Source organism: Corynebacterium zhongnanshanii, from assembly GCF_014490575.1.
Classification (GTDB): Bacteria; Actinomycetota; Actinomycetes; order Mycobacteriales; family Mycobacteriaceae; genus Corynebacterium; species Corynebacterium zhongnanshanii.
In genome coordinates this window covers 1954306-1978581 of record NZ_CP061033.1, presented here as the reverse complement: position 1 = coordinate 1978581, position 24276 = coordinate 1954306, and the positions used below count along the sequence as shown (strand labels likewise).

Here is a 24276-nt window from a genome sequence, read left to right as displayed (position 1 = left end):
CGCGCATACTGCCACGCTCAGCGCCGCTTGATCCAGTAGCCTCCCGCCACGGCCGCAGCCCCTGCGGCCGGGGCGCCGTAGCGCTTCAATATTCGCCGAGTGCGGCGATAATCGCGGATCTCCCAATCGCGTGCCTTGGCAATTCTGCGTAATTCCGAATCGGGATTCACTGCCACCGCGGTGCCCACCATGGACAGCATGGGAAGGTCATTAGAAGAATCCGAATAGGCGGTGCACCGCTCAAGATCTAATCCCTCAGACGCCGCCAAGGCCAGCACCGCGTGCTTCTTACCCGGACCGTGCAGAATATCGCCCACCATATTCCCGGTGAACTTCCCATCTTTCACCTCAGTGACGGTCCCCAGAGCGCCCGTGAACCCCAGTTCACGGGCGATGATCTGCGCCAACTGCACCGGGGAGGCCGTCACCAACCACACCTCGTGGCCGGCGCGCAGGTGCTTATCGGCCAATTCCTTCGTGCCGGGGAAAATGCGTTCGGCCATATTCTGAGCCCAGATTTCCTCACCCAATTGAATGAGGTCCTGCTCTTTATGGCCCGCCACTAATTGCAACGCCTGCTGGCGTCCCGATGCAATATCGCCGGCATTTTCCTTGCCCATCACGCGGAACTTCGCCTGCATCCACAGAAACTGCAGAATCTCGCCCACCGTGAAGAACTTCTTCCGCGCCAAACCTCGGGCAAACACCAGCAGGGACGCGCCCTTAATCAGGGTGTTATCCACATCGAAGAACGCGGCGGCACCTAGGTCCTGGGGGATCGTAGGGTCGGGAGTATTCAGGCGGTTCGATCCCCCGGCAGCCATAGAAGCGCCCTGGAGGTTGCGCAGCCCCGTCCGGAACTCGTCCCCGGTCATTTCGTAGCTATCCGCCAAGCGGTCAATCTTGGCATTCGTCTCCGCGTCGAAAGCTTCGGGGTCTAGGTACGCCCCGGGGTTCAGGTAGCGTCCCCGGAGTGCGGCCATCGCACTGGCCTGACCAGCAACTTTCTGCGCCTCGTCACCCTGGGTAGGGAAGATCTCCCGGCTCAGACGACGGCGAACTAAGCCCCGCACGCTGAGTATCGCGGCGCTGGTGGCGTCGGTTATGGTCTCGCTGGCGGCACGCGTGGTGCGGGCGAGGTCAGTCAGGGAGGGCGCGTTCACACACAAAAGGTTACCCTCTCGCACAGAGGAACGCGGCGAGCAGTCAAGGAATGAGGCAAGGAATCAGCCACGGATTAGGATGAGCATCATGCAGCCCACCCACACAGTCACAGTCATGACACGCTCCACCTGCGGTTCTTGCGCGCGAGTGGTGGAGCAGATCCGGCCCATCGTGGAGCGATTCCACAGCACCCTGGAGATTTTGGATGTGGACACGGACGGCCCCGGCCTGGATATGGAGTTTGGCGATCGCGTGCCCGTGGTCCTGGTGGACGATGAAGAGATTGCGTGCTGGGAGGTGGATGACCAGGAGTTGATCGCGGCGCTGTCGTAGGCGGCCGCACCCGCGCCTCCCCCTGCTTCCTTAACCCCTCCATAACAAAGCACCACTGTTGTTTTGTCATAGGGGTGGGTTAAGGGATACGGTTAGGGGTCGATAATCGACGTAGCAGGAAACGTGGCACAAACGTAGCAGGAGAGGCGAGCATCGCAATGAGCTCTAGCACCAGGATCGGTACCGGTTCGGCGTCCGTGTTGCTGGTTGGCTTATCCTTCCGCTCCGCCCCCGTGTCCATGCTGGAGAAGGTCAATGTGGCCGACAGTGAAATGTCGAAGCTGCAGCTAGCGCTGGTGGATAACGACGTCATTAGCGAGTCCCTGGTACTGTCCACCTGCAACCGCATGGAGTTCTACACCGTCTCGAATGCCTTCCACTCCGGCCTGGATCATGTGGTGGAGACGATCTCGAACATGACTGGGGTGACTGCGCAGGAGTTGGAGCCGCACCTGTATGTTCACTATTCCAACGCCGCCGCGGAGCACATGCTGAACGTGGCCAGCGGGCTGGATTCGATGGTGATGGGGGAGCAGCAGATCATCGGCCAGTTGCGTTCCGCGTACCAGGTTGCTGACGAGACGGGCACGGTGGGCCGGACGCTCCATGACCTGACGCAGCGGGCCTTGCGCACCGGCAAGCGCGTCCACACGGAGACGTCGATTGATAGTGCTGGGGCGTCCATGGTCAGTTTCGCCGTGGACCGTGCGTTGCGATTTTTTGATTCCGACGCCCAGCGCACATCCGCGCAGCGCCCGTTAGAAGGGAAGCGTGCGGTGATTGTGGGTGCTGGGGCGATGGCGAGCTTGGCGTCGACCTATGTGGGAAAGTTGGGCATTGACCACGTGACGGTCGCCAACAGGACCGTGGCGCGTGCGGAAAATCTGGCGGCGCACGCCGTGGAAGCGGGGGTGAGCGCGCACGCCATTGGTCTGGAGGGCATCCCATCGGCGCTGGTGGACGCGGACATTGTGGTGTCCGCGACGGGCGCGGTGGGCAACGTGATCACCCGCGCGCACACGGAGGAGGCGCTGCGGCAGCGCAGCCCACGGCCGCTGGTGATGTGCGACCTGTCCATGCCACGAGATGTGGAGCAGGCCGTGGCGGAGCTGGACCAGGTGACGCTGCTGAACATCGAAGAGCTGACCACCATGGCCGGCGAAGGCGTGGAGGATGAAGAGTCCGCGCGTGAGATCGTGGCCCGGGAGCTGGAGGAGTTCCTGGAGGACCAGCGAGCCCAGGCCGTGGTGCCGACGGTGAAGGCCATGCGCCAGAAGGCGGCCGACGTGGTGGCGGCTGAGTTGCTGCAGCTGGAGAAGCACACCCCGGGGATGTCGGAGCTGGACCGGCGGGAGGTGGAGCGAACCGTGCGTCGCGTGGTGGATAAATTGCTGCACACTCCGACGGTGCAGGCGAAGCGGCTGTCTGCCGACGGGGAGCGGGTGACGTACACGGATGCGTTGGCGGCGCTGTTTAACTTGCCGATGGGCACGGTTGAGTCCGTGACGGAGGCCCGGTCGCAAGGGGCTGTGACGGCCAGCGCTGCGAGTGCCTATCTTCAGCGCGAAACTCAACAGGGAGAGAAGAATGACTAACCCTCAGCACACGCCGGAGGAGAACGCCTCGGCTCAGCGCTCCGAGAACGCGGCCGAGAAACCACTGCTGCTCGGCACGCGCGGATCCCTGCTGGCCACCACCCAATCCGGCCATGTGAAGGAGGCCGTGGAGGCCCGCGGAGAATCCGTCGAGTTTCACATTGTGCACACTCCGGGGGACGCGAGCCAGGCGTCGCAGATCCCGGTGGCGGCAATCGGCGTGGGAGTATTCACGGAAACCCTGCGCACGGCCCTGCATGACGGCGAGTGCGACATTGCGGTGCACTCCTTCAAGGACCTGCCGACGGCACCGGATCCGCGCTTCCGCACAGTGGTGCCGAAGCGCGTGGACCCGCGTGAGGTGCTGGTCTCCCGGGACGGCTCTGGGCTGATGGACTTGCCAGCGGGCGCGAAGGTGGGAACCTCCGCGCCACGACGGGTGTCCCAGGTCCGGGCTCTGCGCCCCGACCTGGAACTGGTGCCGCTGCGCGGCAACGTGGGCACGCGTATGGACCGAGTGAACCAGGATCTGGACGCGGTGATTCTGGCGCGCGCGGGGCTGGAGCGTATTGGCCAGCTCGAGCGTGCGGCGGAATCCATCGACCCCATGGTGCTGATCCCCGCCCCAGCCCAGGGTGCCCTGTCCGTGGAAGTTCGCTGCGACGACCAGCGAGCCTGGACCGCCGTGCGAGCCCTGGACCACCTGCCCAGCCACATCGCCGCCGTGGCGGAACGCGCAGTGCTGGCGACCTTGGAAGCCGGCTGCTCTGCTCCCGTGGCTGTCCGCTCCGAGTGGACCGGCGACGGCCAACAGCTGACCGTCACCGGTGGAGTGTTCGCCGTGGACGGCTCCCAACAATTGGTGGAATCCAGGACCGAAATATTCGACCTACCTGCTGAGATGGACGCCGACGGCCATCACAACCTGGACCACGAGGCCAGAGAGCGCATCCTGGTTCACGCCCGGGCCTTGGGCAGCGAGGTGGGGCGCACACTGATAGACAGAGGTGCGGCACGCATCGTGGCCGCCACGTAAACATCTGGGCGCCGCGGCCACCAGCCACAGCGCGTCCGTTAAGAACCCAGCACCACGTTGTTCCTCGTTTCGTCCACAGATTCGTCCAACGTTTTCGCCCATAGTTTCGTCCACAGTTTCGTTTAAAGTTTCGTTCACATTCCTGCCTAGGTTCATGTGTCTCTCCAGAGCAGAACTCCAGTAGCGGAGAGCCCCAGTAACGGAGAGCTTCAAGAGACTAGGCAGCTACCGTAGAAAGCACATCCCATGACCGTTTCCGGATTGACCCCGATAGGCAACGGCCGCATCTTATTTGTTGGCGCAGGCCCCGGTAACCCGGATTTGCTGACTGTGAAAGCCCGCGACGTGCTGGTCAATACCGCGCACGCGTGGGTGGATCCTGCGGTGCTCACCGCGGTACGGAAGCTGGTGGGTTCTCGCGTGCCGGTGCCTCAGGAGAAGCTGGATGCCGCCGAGGCGCAGTGGGAAGAGCAGGTGAAGGCCGCGAAGGAGGCCGGGGCGCGCCGTAAGCCACCACGCCCGGAGCCTCCCACGGCCGCGGAGATCGTCATCGCTGCACCGGGGGATCCCCAGGACGTGGAATCCGCGACGTGGAACAGCAGTGCTGAACCCGATCCGTCGGAGGTCCCCGTCCCACCCAAGGAAGTCGCCGCGGCTATGGTGGCCTGCTCCAAGACGGGACACGACGTGATCCGACTGGTGGCCGGCAACCCCCTGAGCAACCCCTACGTGATGGAGGAACTCCAGGAAGTGGCGAACCTGGGGGCGGACTTCCAAGTGGTGCCAGGCATGACGGGATCCGTGGCAGTGCCAGCCTTCACGGGTATTGGCGTGGGCCCGGACGTCACCGAAGCTGACGTGCGCGGAGGTGCCGATTGGGACCAGCTGGCCAATGCGGGATTGCCGTTGATTTTGACCGCCTCGCCGTCGGACTTAGCGGGGATCGCCAGCGAGCTGAAATCGCACGGCGTGGCCGGCAGCACCCCGGCGACGGTGACGCTGCACGGAACGACTCGGCGTCAGCGGTCCTACGACGTCACGTTGGATACGTTGAAGTCCATTGCGGCGGCCTCGGGCCCGGCGGCCAAGGAAGGGGAGCTGCCGGAGGAGATGCTGGTGACGATCGGCAGCCAGGTGGGCAACCGGTCTAAGTACTCCTGGTGGGAGAACCGGGCGCTTTATGGCTGGACGGTCCTGGTGCCCCGAGCCAAGGACCAGGCCGGCCCGATGAGCACCCAGCTGGCATCCCACGGGGCGATCCCCGTGGAAGTGCCGACGATTTCCGTGGAGCCACCGCGAAGCCCGCTGCAGATGGAGCGTGCCGTGAAGGGGCTGGTGGATGGCCACTACCAGTGGATCGTGTTCACCAGCGTGAACGCGGTGAAGGCTACGTGGGAAAAGCTTAACGAGTTTGGGTTGGATGCCCGGGCTCTTGCCGGCGTGAGGGTCGCCGCGGTGGGGCCGAAGACGGCCCAGGCCGTGCAGGACCTGGGGATCACACCGGAGCTGCTTCCCAGCCCCGAGGAGCGCAATGCCTCTGGCCTGGTGAAGGTGTTCCCGCCGTGTGATCCGGACCTGGACCTGGTGGACCGGGTGCTGTTGCCTCGGGCAGACATCGCCACGGACGTGCTGGTCGATGGCCTGATCAATCTGGGGTGGGAGGTCGACGACGTGGTGGCCTACCGCACCGTGCGCGCAGCCCCTCCGAGCCCTGAGATCCGGGACATGATCAAGACCGGCGGGTTCGACGCCGTGTGCTTCACCAGCTCCTCAACCGTGAAGAACCTGGTGGGCATTGCTGGGAAGCCGCATGCCCGCACCATCATCGCGTGCATTGGGCCGATGGCGGCTCAGACGGCGAAGGAGTACGGGCTGCGCGTGGACGTGATGCCTGATGTGGCAGGCGTGCCCGAACTGGTGGATGCACTGGCGAAGCATGTGGCGATGCTGCGCGCGAATAACCAGCTGCCGCCGCCGCGGAAGCGCCGGCGGCGGCGCAAGAAGGCTGAGTAGCCCCTCTACAAATTGTTCGATCAGAACGCCAGATTTGACCCCAAATCTGGCGTTTTGATCGAACTTTTTTGGTTGGGAGCGCGGGGCTAGCCGCCAAGCGGACTCATGCTGGGCGGCTTCGGGCTGGGTGGGTTCGTGCTGGAAAGCCTGAGACGGCGAAGTGCTTCTAACCTTTACCCCATAAAGGGTTGCATCCATCGTCGATGGTTACCGCACGAAAATGATGAAGTTTAAGATTCCTCTTAACTAACGCTTAGACAGCAGGAGAGCTTCACGTGACGAACCAGCCGCCGAACAACCCACCCGGCCAACCGGGACCGCAGGGTCCGTGGCAAGGTCAGCCGGGTCAACCTGGACCACAAGAACCGTGGCAGGGGCAGCCTGGGCAGCCATACCCAGGTCAACCTGGTCAATCCGGATCGCATGGATCACAAGGTCCATGGCAGGGACAGCCCGGGTCACCATATTCTGGCCAACCGTATCCCGGTCAGCCTGGCCAACCGCAGCTGCCGCCCCAGTTTCAGCACCCAGGCTTCACTCCGCAACAACCTCAACAGCCTGAGCAGCTGCAGCCTGCCCAGCCGAAGAGCAAACTCCCAGTGATCATCGCCGCTGTCCTCGTCGCAGCACTGGTCATCGGCGGCGGCGTGGTGGCCTTCACCAAATACCAACAAAACCAGCACCTGGCACGGATGGAATACCTTGCCTTCGACGACCCAGGCGTGAACCCATTCATGACATCAGTCGCAGATAACGAAGCCTCCAAGAAGCTCGAGGACAGCACCACCTCCCATGCGAACAGGCGGGCCGGCACGGACGGCAGTGACGCCAACCTATACGGAGGAACCAGCGAACTGTCGGTCTGCGACGCGGCGGCGTTGATCGACAACCTTTCCGGCAATGAGGACCTCAACCGTGCCTTTGCCAAAGGGGTTGGTATTAACGAGGGCGACGTCGAACTCTATGTGAAATCGTTGATGCCGATGGTCTTGATGCAAGACACGTGGGTCACCAACCACGGCTACGACGACGGGCAGGCCACCCCGTTCCAGGCTGTGCTGCAGCGCGGTACCGGTGTGTTGGTCGACGGGCGTGGTGTGCCTCGTGTGCGCTGCTCGTGCGGTAACCCGCTGGCGGAAGCCTGGACGGGTTACACTGCCCCGAGCACGACGGAGGCAGCATGGGATGGATATGCGCCGGGGCAGGTCACGGCCATTTATGCCAGTGTGGATTGGCTGCCCAAGCTGCGTGGGTATGACCTGGATAGCGGTGATTCTGATACCTGGGAGTACTCCAAGGCCGCGATCGAGGACCAGCAGCAGGTGTGGGATAGCGTGTCGGTGGACACTCCCCGGACTGTGCCGTCGGATATGGGGACTACTCCGGATAAGAAGTTGTTAGAGTCCCTGGGTATGCCGGTTGCCGACAATGGCGAGAGGCGCCAGGTGGATGGGGATCGTTTCCAGACGAGTAATGGAACCTTCGACCCTGATGCGCCGGCGCGTGAGCACACAGAAGCTGTCGATGCGGCAAACTTCGAGACAGGCCGCGATGCCTTTTACATTCCGATAGAAGGACCTGAAGGAATTCGTGGTTGGTGCTCTCTAGAAGTTACTGATCGAGGCGAGCCAGAATTCATGTGTGGCTCAGACGAGCTTGATACAAAGGTGAATGCAGGCTGGAAGTCTAAGAAGCAATTAGAAGCCTTCACGGCTAATACCATTGAATATCACACTGTGTTGAAGACCTTTTCGCTTAAAGATAGTGAGACGAGAAGCACACCTGATGCTGACTTAATAGATGAGATTGAGCCTCTAAAGCCTGGTCAGCATGTGGTTGCTGCCGATTTTACCTGCTACAATTTTTCAGATTCCTTCTCTTGTGAAAAGGGAGGCTCTGCATTTAAAGTAACCAGTAATGGACAACTTTACATTAACAGGTCAATCCAACCTATCGGCACCTCATGTAGAAGTCTAAACTTTGCTGGAATGGGCGAACATAACGTTCTGATCGCCGATGGTGCGGTCAGTTGCGCTGAGATCACGAAGTTGGTGGAAGAGTATTCGGAGGCATGGGAGAAGGACGACCCAAAGGGTAGTGATATATACTTCGAAAAGGGGGACTGGTTTTGCAATTTCTTCATCAGTACCTTCACTGAGCCTTTTGGTCGAACGGCAAAGTGCAGCCACAATAACGCCTCTCATGGCGCTTTCTACATCACCAAAGAATCCGGCACTGAGCCGCTGCCAGAGTAGTCCGACTCTGAGAAGCCTCACTGGCTGGTCCCTCACCGGCAGCAGTCCCATCGGCTAGAACTTCCACTGCTCGGAGCCTCAGCAACCGGAGCTTTACTGGCTGGCTTTTCACCGCCCAGAGCCTTAAGGCTCCAGCCTCGCCGGTCTCAAAGCCGTCCACCACAAAAAGTTCGATCAAAACGCCAGATTTGGCCCCAAATCTGGCGTTTTGATCGAACAATATGCAATCAGGCAATGTGCACAGGACAGTCCATGCACACCACAGCACGGGGAGTAGCATGGCAAGCATGTCGAACTACCAGAAGCTTGTCTCTGAACACACTCCGCTCCGCCGCCCGCGTCGGCTCCGCACGTCGCCCGTGATGCGCAATTTCGTGGCGGAGACGGACATCAACCCAAACCGCCTGGTGTTGCCGATGTTCATCGCGGAGGGCATCGACGCGCCCCGCGATATCTCCTCCTTGCCGGGGGTGCAGCAGCATACGTTCGATTCTTTGCTGCATGCGGTGGAGGAGGCCGCCGAGGCGGGCGTGGGCGCTGTCGATCTGTTCGGCGTTCCCACGGACGAGAACAAGGACGCCACGGGTAGCGCCGGGTGCGCCAGTGACGGGATCCTGAATCGTGGTGTGGAGGCCGTGCGGGAGCGTTTCGGCGATGACATCCTGGTCATGGCCGATACGTGCTTGGACGAATTTACTGACCATGGCCATTGCGGGCTGCTTCAGGAAAATGCGCGGGGGACCGTCGTTGTAGATAACGACGCCACTCTCCAACAATATGCAGCTATGGCCGTGAGCCAGGCGCGCGCTGGCGCGCATATTGTGTCGCCGTCGGGAATGATGGACGGCCAAATCCGTGTTATTCGTGAGGCTTTGGATCAAGCAGGGTTCCAGGATGTGTCGATTATGGCGTATTCGGCGAAGTATGCTTCTGCGTTCTATGGTCCCTTCCGTGAAGCTGTGGGGTCTAGTTTGCAGGGGGATCGGAGGACTTATCAGCAGGATGCTCGTAATCTTCGGGAGTCCTTGCTGGAGGTGCAGCTGGATATTGATGAGGGGGCTGACATGGTGATGGTGAAGCCTGCGATGCCGTACTTGGATGTGCTGCGGGAGGTTGCCAATGAGTCTCCGGTTCCGGTGGCTGCGTATCAGGTTTCTGGTGAATACGCGATGATCAGCGCGGCAGCGCAGAATGGCTGGATTGATCGGGAGCCTGCGATCATTGAGTCCTTGTATGGCATTCGCCGGGCTGGTGCGGACATTATTTTGACCTATTGGGCAACTGAAGCAGCGCGACTGTTGGCATAGCACTGCGAGATCTCCGCATTGGGTTGGCATCCGCGAAGGCGTCGCGAGCTGAGATCTGTTCATTGCAGAACTGTTTACCTGCATGATAGTATGAAGTTTCGCAATCCAAATTCCATAATAATAAATTGGCGCGACCTGAAGCAAGACTTGAGAGTAGGAGAGTCCGGCTTCGCTGATGGCGCTGGCGGTAACAGATGAGATCGATGTACCGCATGGGTTGGAGAGTCGATAGGTCTACTGGCGGCTTGATGTCAGGGTATCTCCTAGAGTGCGCCATGGTCGCGGTCCGATCGATTCTGATCCAAACTTAGCACTACGGCATGCGGATGCCATTGGGCTCTCTATAGAGTCGCTTAATGCTTAAGGAGAGACCATGTATCAAGGTAACTATCGCTTTGATGACTTTATGTGGTCCTCGACGATTTTTGTCGTTGTCCCTACTTTGATCTGCCTGGTAGTATTTTGGCTCTCGTGCGGCAAAGAAGTAGCCTTTCGGTCAAAGCTCCTGAAGGGGGAATTATACGCCTTCTGTGTGGGGTTCATGTCTGCTGCTTGTTGGCTGTCGTGGAATTCCTATTCCACTCTAGAAACTTTTGTTAAATATGGCCCACCCGCTGACTATCCTGTGTGGCAGATAATCTGCTGTGGCGCGACTGTCATTATTGGCTCGTTGTTCATCTCGCACTTCTTTTCACAGTGCTACCCTGATGTTCTGGCTATATCCCTGCTCACGGGCGCTGGATTCGCGATTGCCTTCGCTTGTGGCGCTTCCTTTGGCGTCACTGCTCAAGAGGGAATCGGGATAGTCTTCTCCTTTGTGGGTATCACTATTCTATGCCTTGTTGTGAACGTTACGACTTTTTCCGTAGTTTTGCTGAAGCGGCACGTGAAGCAAAGAAAAGATCGTTATAAGTCATAGCTCTGACAGTCACTGTCTACGATCGTGTTGAAGGGAAGGTATGAATGTTTAGCGGAAACTTTCGATTTGATGATTTCCTGTGGGTGTCATTTATTTTCGTGATTGTCCCTTCGCTGATAGGCGTGTTTCTCGTGCGGCGAGCTTCCGCCCGGCGGATCTCGCCGTGGAGAGAATCGGTTAAGCTGTATGTTTATGCTGCGACGGTGGGATTTTTCTCGGCAGCGGCATGGCTATCCTGGAACTCTCACTCAGGTATCGCTGATTTCGTCCGTCGAGGGGCGCCCGCACATTATCCCCCATGGCAGATTGTGTGTTGTGGTGCGACAGTGATACTGGGTTCGTTGGCTGTATCTCTTCTCTATGCCCGGTTTTTCAGTGATGTCCTGATAGTTTCCGGGCTTACGGGCGCTGGTTTTTCCGCCGCATTCGTTATCGATGCAAGCTTTGGCGTACCTGCTCAGGAAGGTATTGGAGTAGTGTTCTCCTATATTGGCATTTCCTGCTTGTGTGGGCTGGTGAATATTGCCGGATTTATCGGGAGTACCTTATATCGTCGCAGCAAGTAGAGGCAATTCGATAATCCTCCGATTTAATTACTTCTGGCGGTCATTTTGCGGCTCTTTCGCTGGAAGAAGCTGATGTTTTCTACCTGAGTTCTATCTTGTGTGAAACCACCATTTTCCGTCGGTGTGCTTTTCGCAGTCGTGATCTACTGAGAATTCACGAAGAAGTTGTGCTGGTGTACAGGTGAAGTAATTAGAATATGGTCCATGCCAAGTGCCGTTTGCTGCTTGATAGGTTACTGTTTCGGAATGTGCGGATGGTTAAGCGGAAAGTGCAACTGCTGTAGTTGCTATAGCGATGGCCATTCTTTTATTTTTCATGGTAATCCTTCTGGTTTTGGATATTGTTATTGCTCAACTGGTCCGTACATACGTTCATAGTAAGCTTGCTTGTACCAGTTCAATGACTCCTTGCAGAAGAGGAAGTAGTAGAAGTTGAGCACGATGAACGTGAAGACCAGACCTAAGGGGATCTGTCCACCCTTGAAGATCGTAAAAGTGATGATGGTCAGGATGACGTTTGTGAGAACTAGTGCTGAATAAGACCATGTTTTCCCAAACCATAGGCCGACAGCGAAGAGAATGAATGACGCAAAGAACAAGCCCAACGCAAGCCCTGTGATCGGAATGTTCATGTGAACCTGCTCATCGCCAGGAACCTTGGTGTAGTGGGTATAAGAAATAGCCGTGTGTACGACGCCCACCAGTCCTGTTGCAGCAGAAAATACGCTCGCTGCAGTGAGGTGCTCTGGGACTCTGCTGTTCTTGAATACGGAGAGGGTGTGATGATTCATCTGGTTTCCGTTACGTGTGAGTGACTTACTCACAGATACCTTAGTACACCAACTACCACCTAGTACATAGGTTCAGCCTGTCTTCTAGCTCTGCAGAGCGCCGATGGCTTCGCACACCGCGCCTGCCCGCGCTCGCCCCAGTCCGTCAGCGCACACCGATCGGTGGCTGTAGGACAAGTCCGATAGGCTATAGCGAGTATGAACACCACGCAGAACTCACAGCAGAACCCTTACCACCAACCGGCTCCCCCTCGCGGCCAACAGCCCGGTGGCTCGCCTCGTCGCGGCAGCGGCACCTCTAGTGAGGAGCCGACTCCTCCGAAGCCGCCGAAGGTGGGCCGCCCCGACGGCCTGGCGAAGAATCTTAAGGAAGCCCCACAGAACGTGCAGTGGGGCGTGGGGGCATGGCTGATCACAGCCCTTTTTCAGATTGGGCATGCGCTGGTGCAGTTCACCGCGAACATTATGGACAGTCGCGCGCTGCACGCCGAGGTGAAGAAGCAACTGGAGGACGGCAATGGGGGCTTAGGGATTGGCCAGCTGGCTCACCTTACGGGCATGTCCGAGGAGGAAAGCATCTCCCACGTGGTGACGATGACGAACATCACCATGACGGGATGGCTGATCTTCGTGCCGCTGGTGTGCGCCTGGCTGGCGTGGCGCGCCGGTCGCGGTGGCAACTACTCGCGCATGTTCCTCTCCGTGGGTTCGCTGTACCTCGGTCTTAGCGCCGTGATGGTGGTGTTCAGCAGCGCGCCGAACTCCATGAACGTGCTGCTAGCTCTGATGGCCGGGGTGTTCACCATCCTCTCTGGTGTGACTGCGGTCCTGGGTCTGTACTTTATGACTCGCCCAAGTAACGCGGAATGGTTAGGAATGCCGTCGAATAAGGAGTTCCAGGAGTACCGCAAGGAACTGCAGAAATACGAAGAAGAGCAGAAGAAGCTAAAAGATAAGAAGAAAGCGGAGAAGGACGGACAGCGCCGCAACACTCGGAAAAACCCCGACAACCAACAGAACAACCAGAGCAACCACCCGAACACTCACCACAACAACCACCAGAACAATCACCGCCCATGACCTCGATGTTCCCCTCCCTATACCGCGACGGTTCCGGCGACAAGAACCGGGCCACGAATAAGTGGGCCCCGGGCGACCCCACCCCAGGAACCGTCATCGCCGCGTTCGTGTTCTTCCTCGTCATCGCTGCGTTCATGATCCTCAGCGGCTTCTTCCTCGTCACGGCCCATTGGGATCGGGAACCCCTCACCCCTGAAGAAGCCGACAGAATGAACTTCGTGCGTCAGAACGTCCGCATCCTCGGCGTGATCAATATCGTGGTCGGCTTGGTTGTCGCCGCGCTCTCCACGGGGGTGAAGGACGGCTATCGTGGCAAGCGCCGCCTGGTGCTGTGGTGCAGTGCCCTCGGCATGTTCTTCATGCTCGCGGGCTGGGTTTTCCAGTTCACCGGACCGGGCCAGGCTCTCCTCGCACTAGGCTTGGCGGTGGCGAATCTGTTGGCATGGAGGCCGGCGTCGGATCCCTATTTCGACGCGGGTCACCGCCTCGAGCAACATCAAGAGGACACGTCGAGCTAATGGCTGACAACAATGAGCTCCTGAAAGTCGATCAGGCAATTAAGCAAGCCCGAGAGGCCGCGCGCTCCGCGGGCCTGAGCGGGGAGGATCTTGCGCCCGCCGCGCACTATTCCAGCGAAGAACATGATTCGCTCCAGAGGATGCATGGCCGCGGCCTGACCAGCCTGGCGTACAACGTGGAGACGTTTGAATCTGCCGTCTCGGCGACGAAGCTTCAGGATGCTCTCAACGAGATCGATGGGGTGGAAGCCGTGGTGGTCTACGGCACCAAGCAGGTGTGGATCACCGCCCCGGATAGCATTAACCTGACCCAGATCGAGCAGGTGTTCCTTGACCTTGGCGTGGACGCGTGGATGTCCGATTCCTCCCTGCGCCGCCGCATTGCCCGGATGGAGCGCCCCAATGCGCCCCGTGCTCGCCGTAACGTGGATGCCCATCGACGTGCGTGGGCTGCTGCGGAGAGGATGAAAAGACAAAACGACGCCCAAGTTCTCTTAAGCAAAAGCCGCCCCTTTGAGAGCACTGAGGTGTTGTTTACGGCCCGTGAGCTGATTACGAAGACGCGCCTGGTGGTGGCGATACTGCTGGGTGTGCCGGTGATTGTGCTGCAGTTGGTGGGCAGCCTGCAATTCGACTATTGGCAGTGGGTGTGCCTGGCTTTGGCCACGCCGGTGGTGCTGTGGTCTGCGTGGCCGTTCCACCGCGCGGCGTTGGGTGGCCTGCGGCGGGGAATGTCGGCGCTGGACTCGGCCAGTTCTGCGGCGATTGCATTGGCGTATTTGTTTTCGATTTACCAGCTGGTTACCACGCATGTGGGCGATGTGGGGTGGAAGAGCCAGCAGATCTTGCTGGCCGCCACCTGGAGCTCCCCCGAGTATGAGGGCTCCCTGTTTTTCGACGTGGCGTGCGGCGCGACGATTCTGCTGCTGATCGGGCGGCTGTTGTCCCGCCGGAACACGTTGCGCGGGCGCACCCTCCTGAATGTTCTGGCGATTTCCCCGCACGACACGGTCACGGTGGTGCGTAAGGACCGTAAGGATAAGAAGGGTAAGGCCACGAAGAAGGACATCACGGTGGGGGAGATCCGCACCGGTGATGACATCCTGATTCCCAACGGCATGACCTTCCCGGCGGATTGCGAAGTGATCAGTGGAAAGTCTCTGGTGGACATGGGGCCGGTGGGCGGCCTGCACCGCGTGCGGGAGGTGTCCGTCAATGACATTGTCTACGCCGGGGCACGCAACCACGGCGCCACTCTGAAGTGCCGCACGGTGAAGACGGGCTCCAAAACCCGTTTGGCGTCCATGCACCGCTGGGTGCTGAACGCGGCTCGTGATGAAAACCGCCTGGCCCAGCTGTCCACGCGCTCGGCGAGTTTGCTGGTGCCGTGGGCGCTGCTGTTCGCGCTCATTGCCTTTGGGATCTGGTGGCTCATCACCGAATCGGTGGATGCCGCGATGGCCACAAGCCTGTCAGTGCTGGCGACGGTCGCGCCCGTGGCGCTGGCGATGTCCGCGCCGCTGGCTCTGCGCCTGGGCCTGTGGCGCGCGGCCACGGAGGGCGCGCTGTTGCGGGACACTACCACCATCCACAACTTGGCTCAGGTGGAGTCCATGGTGTTCAACCGCGTGGGCACCTTGACACACGGGCCGATGCAGGTGATTGGCATTACGGCCGCTCAGGGCGAGAATCCGGATTTGGTGTTGCGCGTGGCGTCGGCGCTGGTGATGGAGTCCAAGCACGCAGTATCGAAGGCGATCGTGCGGGCCGACCGCGAAGCCAGGGACGCGTCGGCGGGCGGCGATGAGGTGCCGAACTGGCTGGAGATCGGGGACGTCACCATCACCCAAGGCGGCGTGTTCGAGGGCGTAATCGAGATCCCCATCAACGGGGAAATGCGCAACGTCCCGGCCCGCCTCTGGCGCCCCAGCGGAGTGGGCGAGTTGCGCGATAGCCGCCTGGCCGCCGCTGTGGAATCCGGCGGATCCCCCGTGGTGGTGAGCTGGAAGGGCAAGGACCGCGGCGTGATCAACCTCGCCGATAGCTTTAAGGACGACGCCCCACAGGCCATCGACAAACTTGAGGAGCTGGGGCTGGAGACCTACATGCTCTCGCGCGACCCCTATCCTGTGGCCCGGCGCCTGGCTGACTCCGTGGGCATTTCCACGGTCCTGGCGGGAATCTCGCCGAACCGTAAGGAAGCGACCGTGCGTGCGCTGCACTCCCAGGGCGTGTCCGTGGGCATGGTCGGGGACCAGGATGTGCTGGGGGCACTGCGGGTGGCCGATATCGGCATCCTGATGGGTTCCGCCGATAGGGTCGACGCCGTGGCCGCCGAGATCGACGGCGCGGCCGACGTGGTGCTGCTGCGCGAAGATGTGGAGGCCGTGCCCGAGATCGTGAACCTGGTGCGCCACATCCGCAACACCGTGGACTGGAACATCTGGCTGTCTTGGGGCTACAACATCGTCACGTTGGTGCTGGCGATGTGTGGCCTGCTGAACCCGCTGCTGGCCACGCTGTGCATGTTGGCCAGCTCCTCGCTGATCGAGTTCCGCTCCGCCCGTATTCTGCGCCGCAGCTACGCGCGCACCATGCTGCGCAGCACACACGCCTGGCAGTCCTGGGTGGCGCAGTTCCGGGACTTGAGGGAGATGCGCAAGCGCAGCAAGCTGCGCGCCGAGGCGATCGAGTTCGCTCAGCGAGACGCCGCGGAGGCCGATGCCTCCGAGCGGTAGACTGGCAGGCTGGAAAGCACTGAGAGCACTGTAAGCCCACACAACAGACTGTAAGGACACACAAAACCCATGAGTACCGCACACCTGAACCACACCAACAGCGCCGCCGCGATGGAACGCGCCCGCACGGTCATTCCCGGTGGCGTGAACTCCCCCGTCCGAGCCTTCGGATCCGTCGGCGGCACCGCCCCCTTCATCACGCACGCCAACGGCAGCCACCTGCACGACGAAGATGGAAACACCTACGTGGACCTCATCTGCTCCTGGGGGCCCATGATCCACGGCCACGCCAAGCCCGAGATTGTGGACGCCGTGCACCAGGCGGCGTCCAAGGGCCTGTCCTATGGCGCGCCAACCTCCATGGAGGTTGATCTGGTTGAGGAGATCGTCTCCCGAACCTCCGTGGACAAGGTGCGCCTGGTGAACTCCGGCACGGAAGCCACCATGTCCGCAGTCCGCCTGGCCCGCGGCTTCACCGGACGCGACAAGATCCTGAAGTTCGAAGGTTGCTACCACGGGCACGTGGACTCCCTTCTAGTCGCGGCAGGCTCCGGAGTGGCTACCTTCGGCTTGCCGGATTCGCCGGGAATTACGAAGGCCGCGGCGTCGGATACGGTGGTGGCGCCCTACCGCGATATCGAGGCAGTCAAGGCAGTGTTTGAGGCGCACCCCGGTGAGATCGCCGCGGTGATCGTGGAAGCCGCCGCCGGAAACATGGGCACGGTCACGCCGCTGCACTCTGCCGACGGAGCTGCCGACGGTGAGGCCGAGCAGACGTCCTTCAACGCCCAGCTCAAAGAAGTAGCCCACGCCCACGGCGCGCTGCTGATCGTCGACGAAGTGATGACCGGATTCCGCGTGAGCCACAGCGGCTGGTTCGGCAAAGACCAGGTAGCCGGCGACCTCACCACCTTCGGCAAGGTCGTCTCCGGTGGCCTGCCCGCGGCCGCCTTCGGAGGACGCGCGGACATCATGGACCACCTGGCGCCAGCCGGCCCCGTGTACCAAGCCGGAACGCTCAGCGGAAACCCCGTGGCCGTGGCCTCCGGCCTGGCGTCCTTGAAGTTCGCCACCCCAGAGGTCTACACCACCCTGGACGCCAACGCGCAGCGCGTGTCCAGCATCGTCTCCGAGGCACTGGCCCGCGAATCCGTGGCGCACCACGTGCAACGCGCCGGGAACATGTTCTCCTTCCGCTTCGCCGAAGGAGAGGGCACCAACTTCGCGGACATGCAGGCCGCCGATACCTGGCGTTACCCCGCGTTCTTCCACGCGCTGCTGGACGGAGGAGTGTTCGCGCCGCCGAGCGTGTACGAGACCTGGTTCGTGTCCACCGCGCTGACGGACGCTGACTTCGAGCGTCTGGAGCAGGCCGCAGGTAGCGCCGCACGAGCTGCAGCAACGGCGACGCGCCCCGGAAATTAGAGCACCGAGCCCAAACAGGTAGGCTGAACAACCATGGCAACAATCGTTCACCTCGTCCGGCACGGAGAAGTACACAATCCGCAGAAGATTCTGTACGGACGCCTGCCCGGCTACCGCCTGTCCACCCGAGGCCAGAAGATGGCGGACGTGACCTCCGACGAACTGGCGGGGCACGACGTGACCCTGCTGGTCGCCTCCCCGCTGCAGCGTGCCCAGGAGACCGCGGCACCCTTCGCACAGAAGCTGGGGCTGGACATCGTCACTGACGAGCGCGTCCTCGAAGCCGGCAATGACCTGGAGGGACTGCACATCAAGGGGCCGCGCAGCGCTCTGTGGAACCCGAAGCGCTGGCCCATGCTCGCCAACCCCGCGAAGCCCAGCTGGGGCGAGCCGTACACGGAGATCCGCGATCGCATGTGGGAGGCCATCGACACCGCACGCGTGACCGCTCTGGGCCATGAGGCCGTGATCGTCTCCCACCAGCTGCCGATCGTCATGATCCAGAGGGACGCCCAGGGACTGCCGCTGGCCCACAATCCGGCCGCCCGGCAGTGCAATTTGGCGTCCGTGACATCCCTGGTGTTCGATGGCAGTGACCTGACCGATATCTTCTATGCGGAGCCAGCTCAAGATGTTTAACGCCACAACGCGCGGCGAGGCCGCTGCGCCGAACACCACCGCGCCGCGCAACAACGCCACGCCGCGCAACAACGCTGCGCCCCGCCGCGCCACCAAAGCCGCGGCGGCAGCACTCCTCGCCACCGCCACCACCCTCAGCCTCGCCGCGTGCGGCGACAACACCACCGCCGGCACGGACGCCGTGGCCGTGGGCGGCACGTTCGAGTTCGTTTCCCCCGGCGGGAAAACCTCCATCAGCTACCCCGAAGGGGAGCGCAAACCCATCCAGAACTTCAGCGGCAAGGACCTCCTGGATGACTCGGAGATCTCCCTGTCCGACTTCGACGGCCAGATCGTAGTCCTGAACTCCTGGGGTCAATGGTGCGGCCCATGCCGCAGCGAATCCGACGACCTCCAAAACGTCCAGGAAAAACTGGAGAAAGCCAAGGCCGGCACCATCCTGGGCATCAACGTCAAGGACCCCATCCGTGAAAAGGCACAGGACTTCGTACGGGATAACGGCATCACCTACCCGTCGCTCTACGACCCTCCATTTAAGACGGCGCTGGCGTTGGGCGGGCTTCCGGCGTCGGTCATTCCAACAACGATTGTGCTGGACAAGCAGCATCGGCCAGCGCACGTCTTCCTGAAGGAGATTACGGATCAGGAGCTCTGGGACGTGATTGAGCCACTGATCGACGAGCAGCCGGCGAAGGAGTCCTAAGCAGCCGTGAACACCCTGACCCTCGCCAGCATCGGCGACACCTTCGCGGACACCGCCGCCACCGGCCCGCTCCTGCTGGCCCTCCTGGTCGCCGCGGCGGCGGGGCTCGTCTCCTTCGCCTCGCCCTGCGTGATCCCGCTGGTGCCCGGCTACATCTCCTACCTCGCCGGTGTGGTGGGCGCGGACACGGAGTTCAACAGCCACGGAACCGTGGTGACATCCCGACGCGGGCGCGTGGCCTTGGCGGCGTTCCTCTTCGTGCTGGGGTTCACGGTGGTCTTCGTGCTGGCTACCGCCGCGGTGTTCGGGGTGATCGGCACGCTCACCATGAACCAGGACCTCCTCATGCGCGTGGGAGGCGCGATCACTATTCTGATGGGCATCGTGTTCATGGGCTTCATCAAACCCCTGCAGACGGACAAGCGCATGCACCCCAAGCGCTGGACCACCCTGGCCGGCGCGCCGCTGCTGGGTGGCGTGTTCGCACTGGGCTGGACCCCGTGCCTCGGGCCCACGCTGGGCGCGATCATCTCCGTGGCCGCCGGCACCGAAGGTATCACTGCCGCCCGCGGCGTGATCCTGATCGTGGCCTACTGCCTGGGCCTGGGGCTGCCATTCATCCTGGTGGCGCTGGGGTCCTCGAAGATCCTGACGGGCGTGTCCTGGCTGCGCACGCACTCCCGCACCATCCAGATGATTGGCGGCGCTCTGCTGGTGATCGTGGGACTGCTGCTGCTGACCGGCCAGTGGAACATTCTGGTGGAGTGGATCCGCCAGGTTTTCATTTCTGATGTTGTCCTGCCAATCTAGAGGGTGACGCTTTAGTTCCCGACCGCGCCGAGACGTCGGCGACCACCGACCACACTGCGAAAGGCATTTCCATGCAGCTCACGCCGAAGAGCATCCTGGGACTTCCCAAGAAGGGTTGGCAGTGGCTGACCAAAATGAAGACCGCGCTGGTTCTTTTGTTCTTGGTCGCGATCGCCGCTGTCCCCGGTGCCTTGTTGCCGCAGCGTTCGCTGAACGCCGGCAAGGTGGAGGAGTACATCCAGGCTAACGGCAAAACGGCGGAGGTGTTCGACAAGATCGGCCTGTTCGACGTGTTCAGCTCCCCGTGGTTCACCGCCGTGTACGTCCTGCTGTTCGTTTCCCTAGTGGGCTGCATCATTCCGCGTTCCTGGGATCACTACAAGGCCCTGCGCACCAACCCGCCGGCCGCGCCGAAGGTGCTTCGCCGCATGCCTCGGCATGTTGAGGGCACGGTGGCGGTCGCACCGCAGGCTCTGCAGGAGCAGCTGCGGAAGCGGTTCAAGGGCTGGAATGTCTCGGAGACTCCCGCCGAGGAGGATAAGCAGGGCAAGTGGTCCCTGTCCGCGGAGAAGGGGTATCTGCGCGAGTTCGCGAACCTTGTGTTCCACCTTTCCCTGGTGGGCGTGCTGGTGGCTGTGGCCGTGGGGCGCCTGACCTACTACGAGGGCCAGGTCATTGTTGTCGCCGGCACGGACGGGGAACAGTCCCAGTTCTGTAATGGCGCCGTGTCTAACTTTGACTCCTTCCGCCACGGCGCCCTGTTCGATGGCACGGGCTTGTCCCCGTTCTGCGTGGATGTGCGCGATTTCAAGGCGGAGTACACTCCGAATGGCCAGGCTGTGGACTTCGAGTCCGATATCCGCCACGCCAACGGCCAGCAGGTGTTCCAGGATTCGGACACCTGGGAGGCCGCGACCCTCAAGGTGAACCACCCGCTGCGCATGTATGGCGACCGCGTGTACCTGCAGGGCCACGGCTATGCGCCCACGTTCACCATCGAGTGGCCGAATGGGGAGAAGCGCACGGATACTGTCCAGTTCCGTCCGGATGATTTGGTGAACTTCCTGTCCTCCGGTGCAGTGCGGTGGGATCCGCCGGCGGGCATGTACCCGGATCTGTTTGAGCGGCGTCAGAAGCAGATTTCCATTCAGGGTCTGTTCGCCCCGACCGCGGCGTTTTCGGGGGATAACGGCAGCATCCTGTCCTCTTCCTATCCTGCGATGACGGATCCTGCGGTGGCGATTGACGTCTACCGCGGTGATACCGGCTTGGACGCGGGCGTGGCCCAGAGCATTTTCAGCTTGGATCCGCGCAGCATGCACAACGGTTCCCTGTCGAAGCTAGATCGCGTGAACCTGTCCCAGGGCGAGTCCGTGACCTTGGACGATGGCACGAAAATCACCTTCGATGGTGCGAAGGAGTTCGTGAACCTGCAGATTTCGCATGATCCGACCACCACCTGGGTGCTGTTTTTCTCCATCCTGATGGTGCTGAGTCTGGTGGGATCGTTGATGGTGAAACGACGCCGAATCTGGGTGCGCATCGCCCCCGCCGACGAACGTGCGGAATCCTCCCATGTGGAGATCGCCGGCCTGGCCCGCACCGATTCTGCGGGTTGGGGTGCGGAGTTTAATCGCCGCGCAGAGGAGATCCTGGGCTTGGATGAGGAAGACTTGGATGAGGCCGATGGCTCGGCGGTGACCGATTGGGAGACCCGCTACGACGATGGCTTGGATGATCGCCTGTCCGACCGGCTGTAGCCGGCTGCGGCTGGCGCCGGCGCACGCCACCGCCCGCTGCCGCCACCGATGGCCGCCCCGAGCCGTCGCCGTACACCCGCCGTGGTTGTGTTCCCGCGATCGGCGGACTAGGTTCAAATACGACTCATTTCACCACCGTATATAGGGGTTCTGCTGCTCATGATGGTTAACCAAAACTTGGCTGATTTCTCGGACTTGGCCTTCAAGACCACTATCGGCGTGTACCTTCTGGCGCTCGTCTTTTCTTTGGTTTATTACGGACTGTTCAATATTGTGGCGGAGCTGCGTCGGGATCGTGCGGCGGCGTTGAGGGGAGAAGCGGCGTCGAACTCCCAGGTGAAGCAGAAGGTTGCGGTGGGCGCGTCCGGAACGGCCGAGGCAGCAGGCGCGGGCGACGGCGCACGCGTGGGGGAGCAGGATCTCCCGGAGCGGCTGAAGGACGAGTACATCCTGCGGCGCGCACGCCGCACGGACCAGTTCGGCGGCATTGCGCAGGCGCTGGTGTGGCTGGGCGTGGCGGTGCACCTGGTGCACTCGGTGACTCGAGGCCTTGCGAACAGCCGCTTCCCGTGGGGCAACCTGTTCGAGTACATCATGACCGTCACCCTGGCTGCGATGCTGATTTCTGTGGTGATGATCAGCCGCAAGTCCATGCGCGTGATGTGGCCGTGGATCCTCACTCCGGTGGTGGGGCTGATGTTCTACGGCGGCACGAAGCTGTACGCGGAGTCCGGCCCGCTGGTGCCGGCGCTGAATAGTTACTGGTATTCCATCCACGTGTCCACGGTGTCCATTGGTGGTTCCATCGGTTTGATCTCTGGTGTGTTTTCCATCATGTACCTGGTGCGCCGTACCCAGCCGAAGGGGCAGGAGCGCGGTGTGCTGGGCAAGATCGTGGCGCCGTTGCCGGCCGCGGATAAGTTGGACGCGTTGGCGTACCGGACGTGTGTGTGGGCGCTGCCGATCTTCGGCCTGGGCGTGATTTTCGGCGCGATCTGGGCCGATGGTGCGTGGGGCCGTTTCTGGGGATGGGACCCGAAGGAGACGGTGTCCCTGATCACGTGGCTGCTGTATGCAGCGTATCTGCACGCGCGCGCCACCCCGGGCTGGCGTAACTGGTCCTCCTGGATCAACGTGGTGGCCTTTGGTGCGATGGTGTTCAACCTGTTCTTCATCAACATGGTTGTGTCCGGTCTGCACTCCTACGCGGGCCTGAGCTAACGATGCGCACATTCCGCTATCTGCTGGTCACGGGCGGCGCGGGCTTCATTGGCTCGAACTTTGTGCACCGGACGCTGGAGACGCGCCCTGACGTGTGCGTGCACGTGCTCGATGCGATGACGTATGCGGCGAATCCGGATAATCTGATTGTCCCCGACGCCCAGCGTGCCCGCCTCCAGTTCACCCGAGGGTCTGTGGTGGATGTGGAGACGGTCTCTCGCGTGCTGTCTGGGCTGGTCGCGCAGGCTGAGGCCGATGGCTATGATGCGTCCAGCGTGGCGATTGTGCATTTCGCGGCGGAGTCCCACAACGATAATTCCCTTCTGGATCCGGGGTTGTTTGCGCGGACGAATGTGGAGGGCACGGTGGTGCTGGCGGAGGCCGCGGTGCGTTGTGGGGTGCATCTGCACCACATTTCCACCGATGAGGTGTTTGGGGATTTAGCGTTGGATGATCCGGCGCGTTTTACGGTGGAGACGCCGTATGCTCCGAGTTCACCGTATTCCGCGTCTAAGGCGGCGGCGGATCATTTTGTGCGGGCGTGTGTGCGTTCCCGGGGGCTGAGTGCCACGATCAGTAATTGTTCCAATAATTATGGGCCGCGGCAGCATCCGGAGAAGTTTATTCCGCGGCAGATTACTGGGTTATTGGGTGGCGAGAAGCCGCGTTTATATGGGGCCGGGGATAATGTGCGTGACTGGATTCATGTGGACGACCACAATGATGCGGTGTGGACGATTCTGGAGCGCGGTGAGGTGGGGCAGACCTATTTGATCGGTGCCGATGGCGAGCGGTCGAATAGGGAAGTAGTGGGGGATTTGTTGGCTCTTTTTGAGAAGCCCTCGGACTGGTTCGTGCATGTGACGGACCGGCCGGGGCACGATCGCAGGTATGCGATCGACCCCTCCAGTACGGAGTCTTTGGGCTGGTCACCGCGCTACACCAGTTTTGCTGAGGGGCTGGCCGCCACGGTGGAGTGGTACCGGTCCCATCCGGAGTGGTGGGGCGCTACGCGCGCTGAGGCGGAGGAGAAGTATAGCGCCACGGAGAAAGTGCTATAGGTTGCGAAACATTTAGTATGTAGGTAGCATCTGTGGTGAACGCTCGCTGTTGTGCGTTCAATGACTGAAGCGATATGACTGAAGCCGACCTTTATGGAGGTGTTGTCGGTGACAAACTCGCAGGTGCTTCTGCCGCATACTTCGACGAAACGTTTATTTTTAACCGCGGTAGCGTTGATCATCATAGGATGTGCTAACGCGCTATTCTTTACGTGGTTGGGAGATAGCAGCCAGTTGGATTTATATAACCCTATCTCCATCGCAGCTTTTATCTCAGCACTCTTCTTGTTTGCCGTTGCGATGAAGCGGATTCGGGACAAGTAGCCACGAGCTTTCCGGCTA

General features: G+C 61.1%; 21 protein-coding genes. 18 read left to right on the top strand and 3 right to left on the bottom strand.

The annotated features are described in order from the left end of the window. Positions 1 to 17: 17 nt before the first annotated feature. Positions 18 to 1163: an HAD family hydrolase gene (locus tag IAU67_RS08870; RefSeq protein ID WP_225723494.1), complete on the bottom strand. Its 1146-nt coding sequence runs from the start codon at positions 1161 to 1163 to the stop codon at positions 18 to 20. A gap of 115 nt (positions 1164 to 1278) precedes the next feature. On the opposite strand from IAU67_RS08870, the gene IAU67_RS08865 reads away from it, so the two are divergent. From IAU67_RS08865 to IAU67_RS08850, 4 genes are all read left to right on the top strand, one after another. Beyond that, entirely contained in the window at positions 1279 to 1497 is a 219-nt protein-coding gene (locus IAU67_RS08865; protein WP_231699654.1) for a glutaredoxin family protein, read from the top strand. Positions 1498 to 1655: 158 nt separating this feature from the next. Continuing rightward, the gene (locus IAU67_RS08860; RefSeq protein ID WP_151842288.1) at positions 1656 to 3092 is read left to right on the top strand and encodes a glutamyl-tRNA reductase; all 1437 of its coding nucleotides are present in this window, start codon (positions 1656 to 1658) and stop codon (positions 3090 to 3092) included. After that, positions 3085 to 4128 (top strand): hydroxymethylbilane synthase, encoded by a 1044-nt coding sequence (gene hemC, locus IAU67_RS08855; RefSeq protein WP_151842287.1) that lies wholly within the window; start codon positions 3085 to 3087, stop codon positions 4126 to 4128. Before IAU67_RS08860 ends, hemC begins: the two co-directional genes overlap by 8 nt. Before the next feature lie 246 nt (positions 4129 to 4374). After that, positions 4375 to 6141 (top strand): bifunctional uroporphyrinogen-III C-methyltransferase/uroporphyrinogen-III synthase, encoded by a 1767-nt coding sequence (locus IAU67_RS08850; protein WP_151842286.1) that lies wholly within the window; start codon positions 4375 to 4377, stop codon positions 6139 to 6141. A 246-nt stretch (positions 6142 to 6387) separates the two neighbouring features. On the opposite strand, the gene IAU67_RS08845 is transcribed toward IAU67_RS08850, so the two are convergent. Continuing rightward, positions 6388 to 6582 carry a hypothetical protein gene (locus tag IAU67_RS08845; protein WP_151842285.1) on the bottom strand — a complete coding sequence of 65 codons (195 nt, stop codon included), beginning with the start codon at positions 6580 to 6582 and terminating at the stop codon, positions 6388 to 6390. A gap of 158 nt (positions 6583 to 6740) precedes the next feature. On the opposite strand from IAU67_RS08845, the gene IAU67_RS08840 reads away from it, so the two are divergent. From IAU67_RS08840 to IAU67_RS08825, 4 genes are all read left to right on the top strand, one after another. Beyond that, positions 6741 to 8396: a DUF6777 domain-containing protein gene (locus IAU67_RS08840; protein WP_151842284.1), complete on the top strand. Its 1656-nt coding sequence runs from the start codon at positions 6741 to 6743 to the stop codon at positions 8394 to 8396. Between the two features lie 287 nt (positions 8397 to 8683). Then, the gene (gene hemB, locus IAU67_RS08835) at positions 8684 to 9703 is read left to right on the top strand and encodes a porphobilinogen synthase (protein ID WP_151842283.1); all 1020 of its coding nucleotides are present in this window, start codon (positions 8684 to 8686) and stop codon (positions 9701 to 9703) included. 373 nt (positions 9704 to 10076) lie between these two features. Beyond that, a complete protein-coding gene (locus IAU67_RS08830) occupies positions 10077 to 10622 on the top strand; it encodes a hypothetical protein (RefSeq protein WP_151842282.1) in 546 nt (181 codons plus the stop codon). 44 nt (positions 10623 to 10666) lie between these two features. After that, positions 10667 to 11188 carry a hypothetical protein gene (locus tag IAU67_RS08825; RefSeq protein ID WP_151842281.1) on the top strand — a complete coding sequence of 174 codons (522 nt, stop codon included), beginning with the start codon at positions 10667 to 10669 and terminating at the stop codon, positions 11186 to 11188. 344 nt (positions 11189 to 11532) lie between these two features. Here IAU67_RS08825 and IAU67_RS08820 read toward each other — a convergent pair whose 3' ends face one another. Next, entirely contained in the window at positions 11533 to 12012 is a 480-nt protein-coding gene (locus IAU67_RS08820) for a hypothetical protein (protein ID WP_151842280.1), read from the bottom strand. A gap of 165 nt (positions 12013 to 12177) precedes the next feature. On the opposite strand from IAU67_RS08820, the gene IAU67_RS08815 reads away from it, so the two are divergent. From IAU67_RS08815 to rfbB, 10 genes are all read left to right on the top strand, one after another. After that, positions 12178 to 13059, top strand: coding sequence for an MFS transporter (locus tag IAU67_RS08815; RefSeq protein WP_151842279.1), 882 nt, complete (start codon positions 12178 to 12180; stop codon positions 13057 to 13059). After that, positions 13056 to 13577 (top strand): hypothetical protein, encoded by a 522-nt coding sequence (locus tag IAU67_RS08810; protein WP_151842278.1) that lies wholly within the window; start codon positions 13056 to 13058, stop codon positions 13575 to 13577. Before IAU67_RS08815 ends, IAU67_RS08810 begins: the two co-directional genes overlap by 4 nt. Next, on the top strand, positions 13577 to 16315 hold the full coding sequence (locus tag IAU67_RS08805) for a heavy metal translocating P-type ATPase (RefSeq protein ID WP_151842277.1): 2739 nt from the start codon (positions 13577 to 13579) through the stop codon (positions 16313 to 16315). The genes IAU67_RS08810 and IAU67_RS08805 overlap by 1 nt, the downstream gene beginning before the upstream one ends. 69 nt (positions 16316 to 16384) lie before the next feature. Next, entirely contained in the window at positions 16385 to 17740 is a 1356-nt protein-coding gene (hemL, locus tag IAU67_RS08800) for a glutamate-1-semialdehyde 2,1-aminomutase (RefSeq protein WP_151842276.1), read from the top strand. A gap of 33 nt (positions 17741 to 17773) precedes the next feature. Next, a complete protein-coding gene (locus IAU67_RS08795) occupies positions 17774 to 18379 on the top strand; it encodes a histidine phosphatase family protein (protein ID WP_151842275.1) in 606 nt (201 codons plus the stop codon). After that, complete coding sequence (locus tag IAU67_RS08790; RefSeq protein ID WP_151842274.1) at positions 18372 to 19082, top strand: TlpA family protein disulfide reductase; 711 nt, start codon at positions 18372 to 18374, stop codon at positions 19080 to 19082. The genes IAU67_RS08795 and IAU67_RS08790 overlap by 8 nt, the downstream gene beginning before the upstream one ends. Before the next feature lie 6 nt (positions 19083 to 19088). Further along, entirely contained in the window at positions 19089 to 19892 is an 804-nt protein-coding gene (locus tag IAU67_RS08785; RefSeq protein WP_151842273.1) for a cytochrome c biogenesis CcdA family protein, read from the top strand. A gap of 71 nt (positions 19893 to 19963) precedes the next feature. Further along, positions 19964 to 21652 (top strand): cytochrome c biogenesis protein ResB, encoded by a 1689-nt coding sequence (gene resB / locus IAU67_RS08780; protein WP_187767901.1) that lies wholly within the window; start codon positions 19964 to 19966, stop codon positions 21650 to 21652. A 159-nt stretch (positions 21653 to 21811) separates the two neighbouring features. Beyond that, positions 21812 to 22873, top strand: coding sequence for a c-type cytochrome biogenesis protein CcsB (ccsB, locus tag IAU67_RS08775; RefSeq protein ID WP_151842272.1), 1062 nt, complete (start codon positions 21812 to 21814; stop codon positions 22871 to 22873). 2 nt (positions 22874 to 22875) lie between these two features. Beyond that, on the top strand, positions 22876 to 23934 hold the full coding sequence (gene rfbB / locus IAU67_RS08770) for a dTDP-glucose 4,6-dehydratase (RefSeq protein ID WP_151842271.1): 1059 nt from the start codon (positions 22876 to 22878) through the stop codon (positions 23932 to 23934). Positions 23935 to 24276: the final 342 nt, after the last annotated feature.

Excerpts from the sequence above, each read along its gene's own strand:
- IAU67_RS08860 (WP_151842288.1), top strand. The coding sequence starts at position 1,656 with ATGAGCTCTAGCACCAGGATCGGTACCGGTTCGGCGTCCGTGTTGCTG.
- hemB (WP_151842283.1), top strand. The coding sequence starts at position 8,684 with ATGTCGAACTACCAGAAGCTTGTCTCTGAACACACTCCGCTCCGCCGC.
- IAU67_RS08815 (WP_151842279.1), top strand. The coding sequence starts at position 12,178 with ATGAACACCACGCAGAACTCACAGCAGAACCCTTACCACCAACCGGCT.
- hemC (WP_151842287.1), top strand. The coding sequence starts at position 3,085 with ATGACTAACCCTCAGCACACGCCGGAGGAGAACGCCTCGGCTCAGCGC.
- resB (WP_187767901.1), top strand. The coding sequence starts at position 19,964 with ATGCAGCTCACGCCGAAGAGCATCCTGGGACTTCCCAAGAAGGGTTGG.
- IAU67_RS08805 (WP_151842277.1), top strand. The coding sequence starts at position 13,577 with ATGGCTGACAACAATGAGCTCCTGAAAGTCGATCAGGCAATTAAGCAA.
- IAU67_RS08845 (WP_151842285.1), bottom strand. The coding sequence starts at position 6,582 with ATGGACCTTGTGATCCATGCGATCCGGATTGACCAGGTTGACCTGGGT.
- IAU67_RS08790 (WP_151842274.1), top strand. The coding sequence starts at position 18,372 with ATGTTTAACGCCACAACGCGCGGCGAGGCCGCTGCGCCGAACACCACC.
- IAU67_RS08810 (WP_151842278.1), top strand. The coding sequence starts at position 13,056 with ATGACCTCGATGTTCCCCTCCCTATACCGCGACGGTTCCGGCGACAAG.
- ccsB (WP_151842272.1), top strand. The coding sequence starts at position 21,812 with ATGATGGTTAACCAAAACTTGGCTGATTTCTCGGACTTGGCCTTCAAG.
- IAU67_RS08850 (WP_151842286.1), top strand. The coding sequence starts at position 4,375 with ATGACCGTTTCCGGATTGACCCCGATAGGCAACGGCCGCATCTTATTT.
- hemL (WP_151842276.1), top strand. The coding sequence starts at position 16,385 with ATGAGTACCGCACACCTGAACCACACCAACAGCGCCGCCGCGATGGAA.
- IAU67_RS08795 (WP_151842275.1), top strand. The coding sequence starts at position 17,774 with ATGGCAACAATCGTTCACCTCGTCCGGCACGGAGAAGTACACAATCCG.
- IAU67_RS08825 (WP_151842281.1), top strand. The coding sequence starts at position 10,667 with ATGTTTAGCGGAAACTTTCGATTTGATGATTTCCTGTGGGTGTCATTT.
- IAU67_RS08865 (WP_231699654.1), top strand. The coding sequence starts at position 1,279 with ATGACACGCTCCACCTGCGGTTCTTGCGCGCGAGTGGTGGAGCAGATC.
- rfbB (WP_151842271.1), top strand. The coding sequence starts at position 22,876 with ATGCGCACATTCCGCTATCTGCTGGTCACGGGCGGCGCGGGCTTCATT.
- IAU67_RS08830 (WP_151842282.1), top strand. The coding sequence starts at position 10,077 with ATGTATCAAGGTAACTATCGCTTTGATGACTTTATGTGGTCCTCGACG.